Annotated in this window: 14 protein-coding genes; 8 read left to right on the top strand and 6 right to left on the bottom strand. The window is 38.6% G+C overall.

Annotated elements, in window-relative coordinates; all coding sequences use genetic code 11:
• Positions 1–21: 21 nt before the first annotated feature.
• Complete coding sequence (locus F2A31_RS08720; protein WP_150026064.1) at positions 22–1,185, bottom strand: ribosomal protein uL16 3-hydroxylase; 1,164 nt, start codon at positions 1,183–1,185, stop codon at positions 22–24.
• Positions 1,186–1,378: 193 nt separating this feature from the next.
• Between F2A31_RS08720 and dnaX the strand changes: the two genes are divergently transcribed.
• Positions 1,379–3,421, top strand: coding sequence for a DNA polymerase III subunit gamma/tau (gene dnaX / locus F2A31_RS08715; protein ID WP_150026063.1), 2,043 nt, complete (start codon positions 1,379–1,381; stop codon positions 3,419–3,421).
• Between the two features lie 42 nt (positions 3,422–3,463).
• Here the strand turns inward: dnaX and F2A31_RS08710 are convergent, their stop codons facing one another.
• Entirely contained in the window at positions 3,464–3,907 is a 444-nt protein-coding gene (locus F2A31_RS08710) for an acyl-CoA thioesterase (RefSeq protein ID WP_150026062.1), read from the bottom strand.
• Complete coding sequence (locus tag F2A31_RS08705; protein WP_150026061.1) at positions 3,904–5,064, bottom strand: iron-containing alcohol dehydrogenase; 1,161 nt, start codon at positions 5,062–5,064, stop codon at positions 3,904–3,906. The genes F2A31_RS08710 and F2A31_RS08705 overlap by 4 nt, the downstream gene beginning before the upstream one ends.
• 221 nt (positions 5,065–5,285) lie before the next feature.
• On the opposite strand from F2A31_RS08705, the gene F2A31_RS08700 reads away from it, so the two are divergent.
• The 4 genes from F2A31_RS08700 to F2A31_RS08685 are packed head-to-tail and all read left to right on the top strand — an operon-like array spanning position 5,286 to position 9,010.
• Complete coding sequence (locus tag F2A31_RS08700) at positions 5,286–5,798, top strand: low molecular weight protein-tyrosine-phosphatase (RefSeq protein WP_150026060.1); 513 nt, start codon at positions 5,286–5,288, stop codon at positions 5,796–5,798.
• Positions 5,799–5,814: 16 nt separating this feature from the next.
• The gene (murB, locus tag F2A31_RS08695) at positions 5,815–6,849 is read left to right on the top strand and encodes a UDP-N-acetylmuramate dehydrogenase (RefSeq protein ID WP_150026059.1); all 1,035 of its coding nucleotides are present in this window, start codon (positions 5,815–5,817) and stop codon (positions 6,847–6,849) included.
• Between the two features lie 8 nt (positions 6,850–6,857).
• Positions 6,858–7,982, top strand: coding sequence for a YdcF family protein (locus F2A31_RS08690; protein ID WP_150026058.1), 1,125 nt, complete (start codon positions 6,858–6,860; stop codon positions 7,980–7,982).
• Positions 7,982–9,010 (top strand): alpha/beta hydrolase, encoded by a 1,029-nt coding sequence (locus F2A31_RS08685; RefSeq protein WP_150026057.1) that lies wholly within the window; start codon positions 7,982–7,984, stop codon positions 9,008–9,010. Before F2A31_RS08690 ends, F2A31_RS08685 begins: the two co-directional genes overlap by 1 nt.
• A gap of 26 nt (positions 9,011–9,036) precedes the next feature.
• Here F2A31_RS08685 and F2A31_RS08680 read toward each other — a convergent pair whose 3' ends face one another.
• Positions 9,037–10,707 carry an FMN-binding glutamate synthase family protein gene (locus tag F2A31_RS08680; RefSeq protein ID WP_150026056.1) on the bottom strand — a complete coding sequence of 557 codons (1,671 nt, stop codon included), beginning with the start codon at positions 10,705–10,707 and terminating at the stop codon, positions 9,037–9,039.
• 340 nt (positions 10,708–11,047) lie between these two features.
• Here F2A31_RS08680 and F2A31_RS08675 point away from each other — a divergent pair, with 340 nt between their 5' ends.
• Positions 11,048–11,527, top strand: coding sequence for an SgcJ/EcaC family oxidoreductase (locus F2A31_RS08675; protein ID WP_150026055.1), 480 nt, complete (start codon positions 11,048–11,050; stop codon positions 11,525–11,527).
• 323 nt (positions 11,528–11,850) lie between these two features.
• Positions 11,851–13,023 carry an MFS transporter gene (locus F2A31_RS08670; protein ID WP_171490574.1) on the top strand — a complete coding sequence of 391 codons (1,173 nt, stop codon included), beginning with the start codon at positions 11,851–11,853 and terminating at the stop codon, positions 13,021–13,023.
• 2 nt (positions 13,024–13,025) lie between these two features.
• On the opposite strand, the gene F2A31_RS08665 is transcribed toward F2A31_RS08670, so the two are convergent.
• Entirely contained in the window at positions 13,026–14,516 is a 1,491-nt protein-coding gene (locus tag F2A31_RS08665; protein WP_150026054.1) for an amidase, read from the bottom strand.
• Positions 14,517–14,713: 197 nt separating this feature from the next.
• Between F2A31_RS08665 and F2A31_RS08660 the strand changes: the two genes are divergently transcribed.
• The gene (locus tag F2A31_RS08660) at positions 14,714–15,190 is read left to right on the top strand and encodes a hypothetical protein (protein ID WP_150026053.1); all 477 of its coding nucleotides are present in this window, start codon (positions 14,714–14,716) and stop codon (positions 15,188–15,190) included.
• Positions 15,191–15,238: 48 nt separating this feature from the next.
• On the opposite strand, the gene accC is transcribed toward F2A31_RS08660, so the two are convergent.
• Positions 15,239–16,603, bottom strand: coding sequence for an acetyl-CoA carboxylase biotin carboxylase subunit (gene accC, locus F2A31_RS08655; protein ID WP_150026052.1), 1,365 nt, complete (start codon positions 16,601–16,603; stop codon positions 15,239–15,241).
• Between the last annotated feature and the right edge of the window lie 3 nt (positions 16,604–16,606).

The following is a 16,606-nucleotide window of genomic DNA, read 5'->3' as shown; positions in this document are numbered from 1 at the left end:
TCGAAAGTTGTTCCTAAAAAGTTAATTTGGAGGTAAAAGCATCACAATTGCATTATTAAGCAATTGAGCGATATCTTCTAATATCTCATTTTGATTAAACGCTTCATTAAACTCTAGACTTTCACCATCTGCGATTTTCTTTAATTCATGTTCAAAATTTTTGGATACACATACATTTTCACTGTTTGCCCAGAAGTCTAAATTGTCACCTAGTCTTCTGTAGAGGAGTCTTGATGCTGGTTCCAAAATTAGTTGATAACCAGTATCAATTACACCCAGTAAATCTTCGGCTGTAATTTCTTCAGGCTCAGGAATGCTGTTCGGGTAATTTGATTCACTCATATAAGACATGATTGCCGCCTCAAACTCTGGGGCTTGAGTAAGATAATCTAACAATTGTGCTTTTAAATAGGAAAGCTCTGTACTGTTGATTTCACCGACAGTTGTAGTGTGTTGGCGTGCAATGTCGGTGAGTGGTTTTTTAAGTGCTTCATTTTCAGCAAACTTATCACTGACCTGATCAATCATTTCTGAAAGATTTGGCATACGGAAGCCAAAAGAAAAAGTTAAACAATCATCTTCTGCAACACCATAATGTGCAAGTCCTGGCGGAACGTAAAGTAAATCTCCAGGTGCAAGCACTTCGTCAAATTCAATATGCATTTCCGCGAGGAGCTTTAGTGGCTGGTCGGGAATAAGAGCAGTTGATTCATCACATTTTTGACCTAATTGCCAACGGCGATGACCATAACCTTGTACTAAAAAAACATCATAAAAGTCAAAATGTTTGCCAACAGATCCTCCTTTAGGTGCATAAGACACCATGATGTCATCACGTCGCCACTGTGGAATAAAAGGAAATTTCTTCCATAATTCTGCGATATCAAAAGAGTAGTGGTCTACTGCTTGTACCAAGAGTGTCCAAAGATTGGGTAGTTTTTGGAAGTCGCCTTTGGTTAGTGGCGATGATTTGACATGCCATTCATTTGGATTTTTATTTTTTTGACGGATTAAGCGAGCGGTAACATCTTCCTCCAATGCGAGTTCCTGAACATCTGATGGCTCTAATAAACCGATGATCTCAGGCATTGCATTGCGTACAAGTAAAGGTTTTTTTTGCCAATATTCGGCAAGAAATTGTTCTGCAGTAATACCGCCTAAAACAGTCAAAGATTGTTGTGACATGAGGAGAAAACCAAAAATGTATAAATTTGAGGTGTATTGTCTATGCAGTTGGAGATTGGCGCAAGCATTGTTGTGATGTAATCATAGTGGAAATAAAAATAATGAAATGTATTTAATCTTGATCAATTAGCAGCGTATTCGTTCACAGTCTTTCAAAAAAACAGTATGCTTAAGATGCGAAAAGGGAGCATACATGTATCAAGTACTGGCAAGAAAATACCGTCCTCGTAATTTCAATGAGTTAGTGGGGCAAAATCATGTTTCTCGTGCGTTAACCAGCGCTTTGGAACGTGGACGTTTACACCATGCTTACTTATTTACAGGAACGCGTGGGGTTGGTAAAACCACGATTGCCCGTATCTTAGCCAAGTGTTTGAATTGTGAAACTGGTGTAACTTCAACGCCATGTGAAGTATGTGCTACTTGTAATGCGGTGAATGAAGGTCGTTTTATTGATTTAATCGAAATTGATGCAGCATCAAGAACTAAAGTCGAAGACACTCGTGAATTGCTTGATAACGTTCCTTATGCACCAACACAAGGTCGGTTCAAAGTTTACTTGATCGATGAGGTGCACATGCTTTCTACGCATTCTTTTAATGCCTTACTTAAAACATTGGAAGAACCACCTGAGCATGTAAAATTTCTATTTGCAACGACTGATCCGCAAAAGCTTCCGATTACGGTGATCTCACGTTGTTTGCAGTTTACGTTGCGCCCTCTGGCTGTAGATGAAATTACCGAGCATCTCACAACGATTTTGACTAAAGAGCATATTGATGCGGATCAAGATGCAATTTGGCAAATTGCTGAGTCTGCACAAGGTTCGTTACGTGATGCATTATCTTTAACTGATCAAGCGATTGCTTATGGTCAGGGTGCAGTACATCATCAAGATGTCAAAGATATGCTGGGCTTGATTGATCGTACAATTATTTATGATTTGATTTTAGCGATTCATCAAAATCAGCAGGCGCAAGTCAGTCAATTGCTGATGCAATTTAGACAGCAGGCATTAGATGTTTCATTGGTTCTCGATCAGTTGGTTTCGACATTGCATGAATTGGCCATGTTGCAGTATTTGCCTGATCTTGCTCTAAAATATAGTGAAGAAATTAATCAAAAAATCTTACATCTTGCTCGTTTAGTTTCAGCACAAGATTTACAACTTTATTATCAAATCGCATGTAAAGGCCGTGCAGATTTGCAGTTGGCAGTCACACAAGAACAAGGTTTTGAAATGTGTGTTCTGCGGATGCTTGCATTTAGGCCATTAAGCATAGGTGAAGTGACCGTCAATGATCATTCAGCTGTGGCTGTTAAAACAACGACATCCCAGCAATTCATTCAAAGTTCAGGTGTTGAACAGCAGCTTGCGGTAGATTCTAAAGTAGTTAATGTTGAACCTGAACCTGAACCTGAACCTGAACCTGAACCTGAACCTGAACCTGAACCTGAACCTGAACCTGAACCTGAACCTGAACCTGAACCGAAAAATTCCGATCTAATGGTGTTTGATGCTGAGGATGGGCAACTTATTGGATTGGATACATCAGTTGATCAGCAACATTTTCAGGCAGATATCACTAAGTCAGAAGAGGTTTTAGTCTTCTCAGTTGAATCAAATCCCAAAGTTCAGTTGAGCGAGCAGCTCGTTGAGCAGGTGCAGGATGATCATTTCGATTTAGTGGCGGAGGCGGATGATACTCAACCTGTCGATGTGGCTATTCCTGAAGCAGTTATAAAAGAGACTGGCGATAGAGAAAAGCCAGATGAATTTATGACGCAACAAGATGATGTGGCACCAACAAATTTAATGCCTCAGGACATTCTCAAGCTGCCTATGCAGGTGTTAGAAGGAGAGTGGGATTTAGCGAAATGGGAATATTGGTTTAGAACCAGTCAATTGTCACCAGCAGTACAAGAGCTCGCACAGCATGGCGTGATGCATGGGCAAATTAATGGTGCTTCTATTTTTCATATTCCACAGCAATACGAGGGAATGTTGTCTCAATTGCAACATGGTTTAGAGGAAGCATTGAAAGCACAATGGCCGAAGACCCAGTTCAGTGTAGAGTATGGTGATGTGAGCTCCAATACACCTTTGATTCTGCAAAACTCACGTAAGGAAAAAGCATTTAATCGTGCAGTAGAGTTGTTGCATAAAGAGCCAACGATTAAAAGTTTAGTGGATACATTTGATGCTGAGTTGCAAAATATCCAGTTGAAACCTTAGTCTACTTAACCAAGGCAAAGTTTTTTCACTTTGCCTTGGTTGTTATTTTTCTATCAGTAGATATTGATTAAGTACCTCACGCATATTTTGAGGAATTGCTGTACTTTTACGATTTTCTCGATCGACAAATACATGAACAAAATGCCCTTGAGCAGCAGCTTGTATTTGATGCTGTTTAAAAATTGCTAACTCATAACGTAAGGAAGAGTTACCAATTTTTCCAATTGCAACACCGACTTCAATGATTTCTGGAAAAGACAATTCTTGGAGGAAGCTGCATGCTGAGTCAACGACTAATCCAATAATTTCGCTGTTGTGAATGTCAAACCCTGTTTTCTGAATGAGGAGTGAGTTTGCGGCAGTATCAAAGTAACTATAATAGGTCACATTATTCACATGACCATAAATATCATTATCGGCCCAACGTGTTTGAATGTTAAAAAAGAATTTAAATTGTTCACGTGTTCTTAAAGTTGGTTTACTCATGCATAAATCGCCTGATAAATTTGTAAAGCGTCTTGTTCTGTCATCTCTCTAGGATTATTTTGCAATAATCGAGTTTGTAACATCGCATCTTTTGCAAGTTGTGCTAATTGTGACTCTGCAATATTTAAGTCTTTAAGTTTTAATGTCAAACCACTGTGGTCTAAATGATTTTGCATATGATCAATGAACAAATCACATAGGCCGTCGGTACAGCCTGTGCTTCGAGGATCTAATAGTTGCATTAATTCAGCATAATATTGTTTCGCTTTTGGCGCGTTGAACTTTAGAACTTCAACAAGAACGAGTGCGTTAGTATGGCCGTGTGAAAGATGAAAATGTCCACCTAATGGATATGCTAAGGCATGCACTGCACCCACAGGTGCATTAGCAAATGCTTGACCAGCCAGCATTGAACCTACCAACATATTTTGACGTGCCTCGAGATCAGATCCATTCTTAAGTACTTTCGCCAAATTATTATTGAGTAATAATAATGCATTTTTAGCTAACATATCCGCATAGAAATTCTTTTTAATCTGTGATGTGTAGGCTTCTATCGCATGTACCATTGCATCTATTCCTGTTGCGGCAGTGATATGTGCTGGCAATGCTTGGGTAAATGTTGCATCTAAAATTGCCACATCAGCATAAAGAATAGGTGAGACAACGCCCATTTTGGTGGTTGTACCAGTAGTAACAATTGAAATAGGCGTGACTTCTGAGCCTGTGCCAGCTGTAGTCGGAACAAGGATTAAAGCCAAACGAGGTGCCTTTGCCTGATTTATTCCATAAATCTCAGTGAGATGTTGCTGTTGTTGTGGGTGTGCGAGTAGTGCAATTAATTTTGCGACATCCATAGAGCTGCCACCCCCAAAACCGATCACAACATCAATCTTCTCCTGTTTGGCGAACTCAACTGCTTCTAATACAAGGTGTTCTGGAGGGTCGGCTTGTATATCTGAATAAATAATATAGTCCAATCCAATTTGATCTAAAATTTTTAGGATAGGTAAGTGAAGCTGATGCTGAATCATTCCCTGATCAGTGACTAAAAGTGCTTTATGATACTTTCCCGAGAGAAGGATATTGCTGAGTTCATTGATAGAGCCCAAGCCTGAAATAATATTGGAAACGGTCTGAAATTGAAACGAGTTCATACTTGTATCCTTATGCTTGGGGGATTTGATAATTTTCATTCTGCCACGCATATTTATAATTGTCAGTATTTCTCTATGCGTATCTGACATAGTTCAAAAGCATCGTTAAAATGTTAACAAAACCCAATAAGTACAACATTTTTATATGATATTGCTATAGGTTTCAGTACACAAATAAATTAAGATAAGACGCTATTTGACTGTATAGCTCTGAGGTGATTATGCCATCTAAAACGCCCTATAAGGTGTTGTGTGTCTGTTTAGGAAATATTTGCCGTTCCCCAACAGCAGAAGTTGTTTTCAGACATTATTGTGATGCGCATGGCTTAAATGTAATTGTCGATTCTGCTGGTACAAGCAACTATCATCCGAATAAAGCACCAGATCGTCGAAGTCAACAACATGCAATGCAGCGAGGCTATGATCTTTCAGCATTGAGAGCGCGGCAAATGTGCCTAAATGATTTTCTTGAGTTTGATTTGATTTTAGCAATGGATTATGAGAATTTTGAGAATATTCAGTCGTTTATGGTCAAGGCTGTCAGCCAGTTCGGTGAACATAATATTCGAGCAAAAATTGCTTTAATGAGTGAACATGATCCTCAATATAACCAACAGGCAGTTCCAGACCCGTACTATGGTGGAGCTGATGGTTTTGAGCGTGTGCTTGATCAATGTGAGTCTAGCAGCCAAGCATGGGTACACTTTTTAAAAGAACAAATGAGCGTTGTGTAATAAGGTTAAATGTCATATGCAAGTAAAACAACAGGTTCAACTCCAACATTTAAACACCTTAAATCTTGATGTAATTGCTTCTCATTATGTTCAAATTAATCAGTCGAGTGAGATTGTTGAGGCTTTGGCATTTGCGGAACAAGAACATTTAAATGTTCTTATTTTGTCTGGGGGGAGTAATTTACTACTTCCACAACATATTCGCGCTTTGGTAATTCACCTGAATATTCAAGGTATAACGGTGCTGGGCGAAGATGATCAAACCGTCACAGTGAAAGTTGGTGCAGGTCAAGTTTGGCACGATTTTGTATTATATAGCACCAAGCAAAATTGGTTTGGCCTACAGAATCTTGCTTTAATTCCAGGTTTGGTGGGTGCTTCGCCAGTGCAGAATATTGGTGCTTATGGTGTGGAGGTGGGTGAGTTTATTGAATCTGTTCAAGTCTATGATCGTGAACTTAAGCAATTTGACACGATTGCTGCTTGTGACTGCCACTTTTCTTATCGCCATAGTATTTTTAAAGATTATCCTCAGCGTTATATTATCGTGAGTGTTATTTTTAGATTATTAAAGCATGCGGAGCTCAAGCTAAGCTACGGTGATCTCAAACAGGCTGTAGGAGATGAACTGACGGCTGAGAACTTGCAGAATCAAGTCATTCATATACGTCAAAGTAAGCTACCAGATCCTAAAGAATTCCCAAACGTTGGTAGTTTTTTCAAAAACCCGATTTTAACACAAGTTGAATTTGACAAAATTACTCAACAATTCCCAAACATTCCACATTATCCTCAAAGCAATAGCAGTGTTAAAGTTGCAGCAGGCTGGTTAATCGATCAGGCAGGTTGGAAGGGAAAACGACTTGGTCCTGTGGGAATGTTCCATAAGCAAGCATTGGTATTGGTAAATTACTCTGATGCTACATTGGTTGATGTTCAACATACTTACCAAGCGGTACAGAATGAAGTTAAACATAAATTTGGCATTCAGTTAGAACCTGAACCTGTGCTGTACAGTGAACATGGTTTAATTCAATCACATCAGAGTTGAGGAGATATATGAAAAAAGTGCATTGGATGGTCAGTTTAGTGCGAGTAATTACTATACTTTTCGTGCTATTGGGCTGTTTTGTGCTTTTTTTATATTCACCTTTTTATTCGCAAGTAATGGTTAAGGGCTTAAACCACTTTGTTTCATTTAATGTTAATGAGACTGCTGCTGAAAGTCAGAAATCAGCAGCTTTGAGTGAGCATGAGAGTCTAGAGCCTGGTTCAAATTTATGGATTGCCAGACAAGCTTACCTACAATTGCTGGAGGAAGGTGAAAAAGAACCTGACTCGGAAGAGCTTAGAATTCTGCAAGTTCGCTATCAATTGTTGCAAAAACTCATTGTTGAAGAGCAAGACAAAGAACCTGAACAAGTAAATCAAAAGCCAATTATTGCAGCAGAGGCATTGGAGCATGTACAAGAGGATGAGTCAGCTGCAAGCAGTCCATTGAGTTTTTTAGAGCATCGTATTTCTGATAATCGAGCCTTAATTGATGCATATGTAGATTTTCTTAATACTTATCCAGTGCCTCTACCCGTAAATAAGGAACAAGAATCATCGCTGAGTAAGGATTTGCATGAATCGAAAAAGAATAAACAAGAAATGATTGATTCTAAAGATACAAATCAGCCTTATGCGATTGTTGTTTTAGGTGGTGGTTTAACACTTGGTGAAAATGGTAAAGATATTGTTGTAAATAATTATACGAGGCTGCGTTTAGAGCGTACGTTGGAAGTTGAAAAACAATATGATTTGCCTATTGTACTGAGTGGTGTGGAAGCGCCTTATATGCAAGCTTGGTTAGAAGAGCGTGGCATTAAAGCAAAATTATTAGAAAATAGAAGTATGAACACTTGTGAAAACTCGCGTTTTAGCTCTTTACTTCTTCAGAAGAAAGGTGGTGCTCCTAAAGTCATTCTTATTACGGATGAATATCACATGCCAAGAACGCGGCGTTTATTTGCATTGAATGGGATCGAAACGGTTCCTGTCGTTGCGCCGATGCCAACGAAATTAACAAGCTGGCGTCCAAGTGAAAAGAATTATGATCATAGTCGACGTGCAAATTATGAGTTGCTTGCCACGATTCGTGATGTTCTGTTTGGTTCAAGTGATTGTCGGGAGATACCATAATGTCAAATATTCCTTTCCTAAATCCGACAATTTTAAAGCAACTTGATTTACCTGTTCCTAATCGCGAGACAACACCTCAGCTACTAGAGGTGTTAGATTTGAATAAAACGATTGAACCGCCAAAAGCACTTTTAGCTTATCGTAAATTGTATGGGTTGGATTCACTTGAATGTAAGCATTGGCAAGGTTATGTGGAAATGCCTCTATTTCGTTTACATGTACAAGTTTTTCAACCTTTACAAGACAATGTGCAGGGTACCGTGTGTTTATTACATGGTTATTTGGAGCATAGTGGTATCTATCAACCCATTATTAAAGAGATTCTTGATCAGGGTTTTAGTGTACTGACTTATGATTTGCCTGGACATGGTTTAAGTGATGGTTCTGCTGCCAGCATCCAAAATTTTGATCACTACCAACAAGTACTTCATGCTGTCTATGATGCCGTGCGTGATGTACAACAATTACCTAAACCTTGGTTGGGTATTGGTCAAAGTACGGGTGGGGCAATTTGGATGCATCACTTATTAGAATTTGCGGAACGCCGAGAAGATCCAATCGTAGACCGAGTATTGTTGTTATCGCCATTAATTCGACCTGCAAAAACAGCTTGGTGGCACAATTCTGTGGGCTTAGGCATCATTCGTCGTATTAAAAGCCAAGTACCACGTCATTTTCGTCGTAATAATCATAATCCAGAGTTTTTGCGTTTTATCCGGCTCAAAGATCCGTTACAACCTCGTATGATGGGGATGGATTGGATACTTGCGATGTCAAAATGGATGCTAGAAATGGAGCAGCGACCAGCTTGTCGTATTCCTGTGTGGTTAGCACAAGGTGCACTGGATCAGACTGTAGATTGGCGATACAACATTGAGTATATTCGCCGTAAATTTAGGTTACAGACTTTATTAATGCTAGAGGAAGGCTCACATCAATTGATCAATGAGCGTGCTGATATTCGTGCGGCATTAACAGGATTAATTCCAGCATTTCTGCATGCAAAACCAAATCACCACTATTATTAGTGGTGATTTTTATTAATCAACTTAAATTAAAAGCTTTTAGCATCTGCCATTTTCCACATGCGATAATAAAAGTTCTCATCATCATGTAAATCATCTTGCAGTAACTCATTTTCTTTTAAGAAGAAATGGGTTTGTGCATAGTTTTTGATTTCACGATCATTCATGCGTTGTGCCAAATGATGAGCCTTAATGTCTGAAGGGTGTTGTAAGCCTGCTGCGGCAATCATTTCAGAAAGGGCATGCAGTGTATTTTTATGGAAATTAAATACGCGTTCTGCTTTGCTTGGTACATGAATGGCTTTTTGGCGGTCAGGATCTTGCGTGGCGACTCCTACTGGGCATTGATTTGTGTGACAGCTTTGAGCTTGGATACAACCTACGGCAAACATGAAGCCCCGCGCTGAATTCACCCAATCCGCTCCGAGGGCAAAAGTGCTGGCAATATCAAAAGCACTGATGATCTTTCCACTCGCCCCAATTTTAACCTGATTACGTAAACCTGCGCCAACAAGTGTGTTGTGCACGAAACGCAAGCCTTCACGTAAAGGTGTTCCTATGTGATCACTAAATTCAATTGGTGCTGCGCCTGTTCCACCTTCAGAGCCATCGATAACGACAAAATCAGGAACAATCTTAGTTTCTAGCATTGCTTTTACGATACTCATAAATTGCCATGGCTGACCAATACACAACTTAAATCCAACTGGTTTTCCGCCTGAAAGTTCTCGAAGTTGCTGAATGAAATGCATCATTTCAATTGGGGTGTTGAAACTTGGATGTTTCGAAGGAGAAACGCAATCATGTTCCCTAGAAATACCACGAATACGTGCAATTTCTTCAGTGATTTTATGTTTTGGTAGGATGCCACCGTGACCAGGTTTAGCACCTTGAGAAAGTTTAACCTCAATCATTTTGATTTGTGGTTTTTTAGCTTGCTGAGCAAATTTCTCAGGATCGAATAAACCTTCGGCTGTACGACAACCGAAATAACCACTGGCGATTTGCCAAACAATATCACCACCATTTTCTAGATGATACGGACTCAAGCTTCCTTCGCCTGTATCGTGATAAAAATTACCTAATCGAGCACCTTGATTTAGAGCACGAATTGCATTTGCACTCAAACTACCAAAACTCATTGCGGAGATGTTCATGATAGAAGCACTATAAGGCTGGCTACATTGTGCATTCCCGATATCTACACGAAAGGTTTTGGGATCAGCTGGTGGACAAGGCGTAATTGAGTGAACGATAAAGCGATAATTAGGTTCATAAACATCAATAATAGAACCAAAGGGTTTATCTGCATTTTCATTTTTAGAGCGTTGATAGACGAGGCTTCGTTGCATTCGTGAAAAAGGCAGCGCATCCTGATCGGCTTCAATAAAGTATTGTCGAATTTCAGGACGAACATCTTCAAAAATAAAACGAAAGTGTCCGAGGATTGGATAGTTTCTTAAAATGGCATGCTTCTTTTGTAGTAAATCATATAAACCAACAAGGGTGAGGATCCCTGTCACTAACCATAAGCCGTTAAGCAAAGTATCAGATATAAAATAATAAATGGTATGCGGGGTGTGGGTGATCTTGAACCATGTAATCGTTAAAGCGGTAAAAATACATAAGAACCAAATCGAATGTCTTGAAAAGAAAGTATTAAGTAGTTTGTGTCGTATAGCTTGTGCTGGACTCGCCATGTGTTTCAATTTCCAGATATTTCACTAGTAGTAACCTTGCCAATACTGACAAAGAACTACAAGTGAGGAATTGTTAGTAGAGATAATGATTCTAAATACGATATATTTAAATATACTATGTATATAATAATTAATATCTATAATTGAATTTTATATTATGTGGTCTTAGTTTATTTAATTGTAATTTAAGTTGATACAGATAAATAACAAAAAAGAGATTTTATGCTAATTGTGAATATAAAACTAAACGTAAAATGTGGAGGATTTATTAAATGAACTAAATATAAGTTCCATTTTATGAATTGAATAAGATAATTACTTAACAATAAGGAGGTACAAATTGAAACTGGTTTACGTTTCTGTGTTATTTGGCGGTGTTTTATCAGGTTGTGTGAGTATGGGTAAGTTTGATGATCATTCTGCACACCAAATAAAAGCATGTAAAAGCACAAATGATCAAGAAATTAGCGCATTATTTGAAAAATGGAATCAAGATTTACAAAGTGGAGAACCTGAAAGCATTGTAAAGCTTTACGCTGAGGACTCAGTTTTACTTCCAACTTTATCTAATAAATTGAGATTTACCCCTGCTGAAAAGGAAGATTATTTTAAGCATTTCATGGAAAATGCACCTTCTGGAAAGATTGAAACGCGATTTATTGATATTGGTTGTAATACTGCATTGGATACAGGGGTCTATACTTTTTCTTTTGCAAAAACTGGAGAGTCTGTAAAAGCTCGCTATAGTTATACTTACCAATGGAATGGTAAACAGTGGCTAATTACGAGTCATCATTCTTCGTTAATGCCTGAGGCTTAATTAAAATAATATTGTATTAGAAGGTATTTATATGAATTAGAGATAGAACGATATTTATCTCTAATTTTTAAAATATTGATTTACGGTTGTTAAAATATAAAAAAGTGCTGTATTTTAAAATTCATCATCTAATTTTAATGCGTTTTCTCTACTTGATTTTATGATTTTTCTAATCATTAATTACTATTTCCCTTAGAACTATTTTTATTTAAAATATTTTAGCTAAATTGATTTATTGATTGCTTGATTACGCTACAATTTACGACTCAGCTTAGCAAAATGATTTGATACGACAGTGTATTGAAAATGTGAAGGTCTATAACTTGTCCCAACTTCTTACAATCCAAACACGATTAGGCGGTTTTTATCTATTTTACTACGCGATCGTGGGGACGTTTATGCCTTATTGGAATTTATATCTTCAAGATCAGGGCTTTGATTACCAAGAAATAGGAATTTTGTCTTCTATTGCGATTATCACTCGATTTTTTGCACCATTGATTTGGGGTTGGATTGCGGATAAATCGGGTAGACGTATGCTTCTCGTTCGAATTGCAACGTGGATGGAGGCGTGTATTTGGTTTTTAATTTTTATTATTCCAAATAATTTTCAGTCTGTTGCGTTGTTGATGCTGATTTTTAGTTTTTTTCAGAATGCAATTTTAGCCCAATTTGAAGGGGTAACATTATTTTGGTTGGGAGAGAAGCGAGCAGAGCTTTATGGGCGAGTGAGAAAATGGGGTTCTGTAGGCTTTATTGTTGGTGTATTTGCCATCGGGGCATTACTTGAAGTTATTCCAATATCAATGTTGCCGATCTTACTTCTAGCAATTTCATTTCTTGCTTTCTTATGGTCATTTACGATCCAAGAGCCTAAGCATGCACCGAGTTCACAGGAAAAATTAGAACCATTGTGGCCAGTATTAAAGCGACCAATGATTGCAGCATTTTTTACCATTGAATTTATTTTGTTATTTTCTCAGGCACCATTTTATAGCTTTTATAGTAATTACTTACATGAGGTGGGTTACAGTACGACACAAATTGGAAGCTTATGGGCGACCGGTGTTATTGCTGAAATCATCATGTTTGCTGTAGCCCATAAGCTTTTCTTTCGTCGTTTTTCATGGCGAATATTGGTTGCTGTTTGTTTAATTATGACAAGTGTACGTTGGTTATTGGTTGGAATCTTTGAAACGAACTATATGGGGCAATTATTGGCGCAATGTTTACATGCATTTAGCTTTGGTTTGTTTCATTTAATTGCGATGAAAGTAATTTTCCAAAATTTTTCAGCGGGCCAACAGGGGCGCGGGCAAGCTTTGTATAGCACAATGTGGGGCTTGGGAGTAGCATCTGGAAGTTTGTTGGCTGGACATTACTGGACGCTTTTATCGGGTGCAACCATTTTCTTGTGTGCAGGCCTTATTGTGCTGTTCGGTTTGATCTTGATTTATTGGTTGCCGAATCAGCTTGAGACGGCAACCCAAAAATAATATTAAAGCGATATTTTCTTGTATTGAGGCATCCATGGTTGAGCTTGTTCTAACTGAGCTGCGAGTTGTAACAAACGATCTTCCCGCCCAAATGGAGCAATAAACTGACTGCCAAGTGGTAAATCATGCTTATTCCAATATAAGGGCACTGACATGGCTGGTAAGCCAGTAACATTTGCCAATTGTGTGAATGGTACCCAGCTTAAATTGTCTTGTACCATTTTTTCAACCAGTTTCCCTTGAGCAAGATAATGTGCTTTTCCGAGTTTTAGTAAACCTTTTAGAATGGGTTTCTGCCACGCAGGAGTAGCAATCTCACCATTTTTTGGTGCAACTGAAGCCGTAGTTGGGGTCAAATAAAGATCATATTGCTCAAAGAAAATGTTCATTTGAGTGCTATAAAGTCCCCAGTTATTGAGGTTGTGAATGTATTCAGTTGCTGTTGTTTTAGTACCAAATGCAGCCAAAGCAATCGAATCAAGTTCAAAATCTTGATCTGTAGAACCTGTCATTTGTTTGATTTGTGCTTGCATATATGAGAATTGGCTAAACCATGTCGTAATAAAGTCTTTTGCTAAAGCCAATCCATCGATTTTGGGACGATCTTCCACCACCACATGTCCAAGTGACTCTAAAAGTTTGGCAGTCTGTTGAATGGCTTGAATAGCATCTTTAGAAACTTTAGTACCAATAGGTGATTGGGTGTTAAATGCGATTTTAAGTTTTTTAGGTGATTGCTGGATGATATCCAGATATTTTTGATTGGGTGCCTGAATTGTAAAAAGTGAACTTTGTTCAGGACCTTGCACTGCATCAAGCATAGCAGCACTGTCACGAACCGTTTTGCATAAAACATGTTGCATCGCTGCGCCATGCATAGCCTCACTATATTGTGGTCCCCATGGTGTACGACCTCGACTTGGTTTAAGCCCAAACAAGCCACAATAAGATGCAGGAATACGGATTGAGCCTCCACCATCTCCAGCACCAGCAATGGGTACAATACCGCCTGCTACTGCTGAAGCAGATCCACCCGATGAACCACCGCTATTATGTTTTAAATTCCATGGATTATGGCATGCCCCCCAGGCATCGGGTTCAGTAATTCCTTTGATTCCAAATTCTGGTGTATTGGTTCGACCAAAAGTAATGATTCCTGCTTTTTCCCAACGGTTTACAATTTCTGCATTAAAATCAGGGGTGTAATTTATTCTTTTTAATGAATGGCTGCCATAAGAAGTGGGTACACCTTGATACTCTTGAAATAAATCTTTTACTAGAAAGGGAACGCCTGCAAATGGCCCCGATAGATTCTGTGAAGCACGTTGTTTGGCTTGTTCATACATCGGGATGATAATTGCATTGAGCTTGGGGTTGACCTGGGTGCTTCGTGCTAGAGCAAGCTCCAATAATTCTATCGTTTGAATTTCTTTATTTTTTACAAGTTGAGCTAAACCAAGACCATCATATTGGACGTATTCAGAAAATTTCATGGCTTTGATCCCTAAAGCTAAATTTTTACAGTAAAATTTCGTTCAAATTGGTCTTAGCATACCTGAAAAAAGCAAAATCAATAAATAAATCACACCAGAAAAATATTGTGTCGATATGGTTATGAATCAGTGTTTTTGTTGAAAAATATGCTAAGTTAAAGCCAAGGAATGTTTAGATGATAACTTAAATTAAATCTATGAAAAATATTTATATTATTGGATTCTTGTGTGCTTGTTCAACATGGACATTGGCTGAAACGACAGCGAATACGAATGTTGTAACCACACCCCAAATGGCAACAGCGAATAGCATACGTGTGACGAATCGTCCTGAAATTATGGGGCTTTGGGGAATGGAAATACCAAATAATAAAAAATGTGTTGAGTACTATAATTTTCGTGGTGCAAATGAGGTTGTAATTAGAAGCGGTAAGGAGTGGTCTTATGGAATGTATGACTATCAACCTTCTGATAATCAACAAGAACGCTTACCAGCACTTATTTTACAAATCAAATATGATAATAATGAAGTTGATTGTTCAGGTCAACAAGTCGATCAAACAGGTGAGGTTTCTCAATATTTTGTCAAATGGGCTAATCCCCATACGATAGATTTTTGTGCCAATGAGAAAGGCGACAAGTGCTTTGCAACTTTACGCCGTGTTTTGCCATAAAGTATTGGTATAAAAAAACCTCTTATTCGTAAATAAGAGGTTTTTTATTTAAGCAGTTTCAGCTTTAGGTTCGAGCTGTTTTAACAAATGCTTTTCCAAATAATGAATATCCATTGCCTGTTCACAGAAGTTTTTATCCTTCAATATTAGATCTTTATGCAGTGGAATATTGGTTTTAATACCTGTCAAAATCATTTCATCAAGTGCTTGGCGCATACGTGCAAGAGATGTTTCGCGGTCTTTACCATGAGCAATTAATTTTGCAATCATTGAATCATAGTATGGAGGAATGCTGTAGCCTTGATAAATATGAGAATCTAAGCGAATACCTGCACCACCTGGCGCGTAAAAACTGTTGATTTTACCAGGTGAAGGGAGGAAGGTAGTTGGATCTTCTGCATTGATACGGCATTCGATCGCATGACCTTTTACTTCGATCTCATGTTGTTCAAGGTTTAAACCTAAACCACCAGCAATGCGAAGCTGTTGTTCAATGATATCGACCCCAGTCACCATCTCGGTAACAGGATGTTCAACTTGAACACGTGTGTTCATCTCGATAAAGAAGAACTCACCATCTTCAAATAAGAACTCGAATGTACCTGCGCCACGATATTGCATGAGCTTACATGCATTTACGCAAGCTTCGAGAATATCAGCACGTGCTTGTTCTGGAAGATTTGGCGCAGGTGCTTCTTCTAATACTTTTTGATGACGACGTTGGAGCGAACAATCACGATCATATAAATGAATTGCATGACCATTTCCATCACCAAGTACTTGAACTTCTACATGGCGAGGTTTTTGTAAAAAGCGTTCCATGTAAACAGTGTCATCACCGAACCACATTTCAGCATCACGTTGAGCAGCTTGAACAGACTCGAGTAAAGTGTCAACACGTTCAACGATACGCATACCACGACCACCACCACCAGCAGCAGCCTTAACGATCAGAGGAAAACCAATTTCTTTGGCTTCAGCAAGTGCATTGTGAATAGTTACTGCGTGGTCACAACCAGGAACGGTAGGCACACCAGCTTTCTTCATCGCAATAATCGCGGACACTTTGTTCCCCATGAGACGAATATGCTCAGGACGAGGACCAATAAAAATGAAGCCAGAACTTTCTACAATTTCAGCAAACTCAGCATTTTCTGAGAGAAAACCATAGCCAGGGTGAATTGCATCAGCACCTGTGATTTCTGCGGCAGTAATAATTGCAGGAATATTTAAATAGCTTTCACTCGTTGTACCCGGTCCAATGCAAACAGCTTCGTCTACGAAGCGTAAGTGCATTAAATCCTTGTCTGCATCAGAATATATACCAACAGTTTTAATGCCGAGAGTTTTGCAAGCCCGAGTAATTCGTAAAGCGATTTCACCACGGTTTGCAATTAATACTTTTTGCAACATAGA

The sequence above is a fragment of the Acinetobacter suaedae genome (assembly GCF_008630915.1).
Taxonomy (GTDB): domain Bacteria; phylum Pseudomonadota; class Gammaproteobacteria; order Pseudomonadales; family Moraxellaceae; genus Acinetobacter; species Acinetobacter suaedae.
Note: the sequence above shows the minus strand (reverse complement) of the source record. Positions and strands in the feature narration are given on the sequence as shown.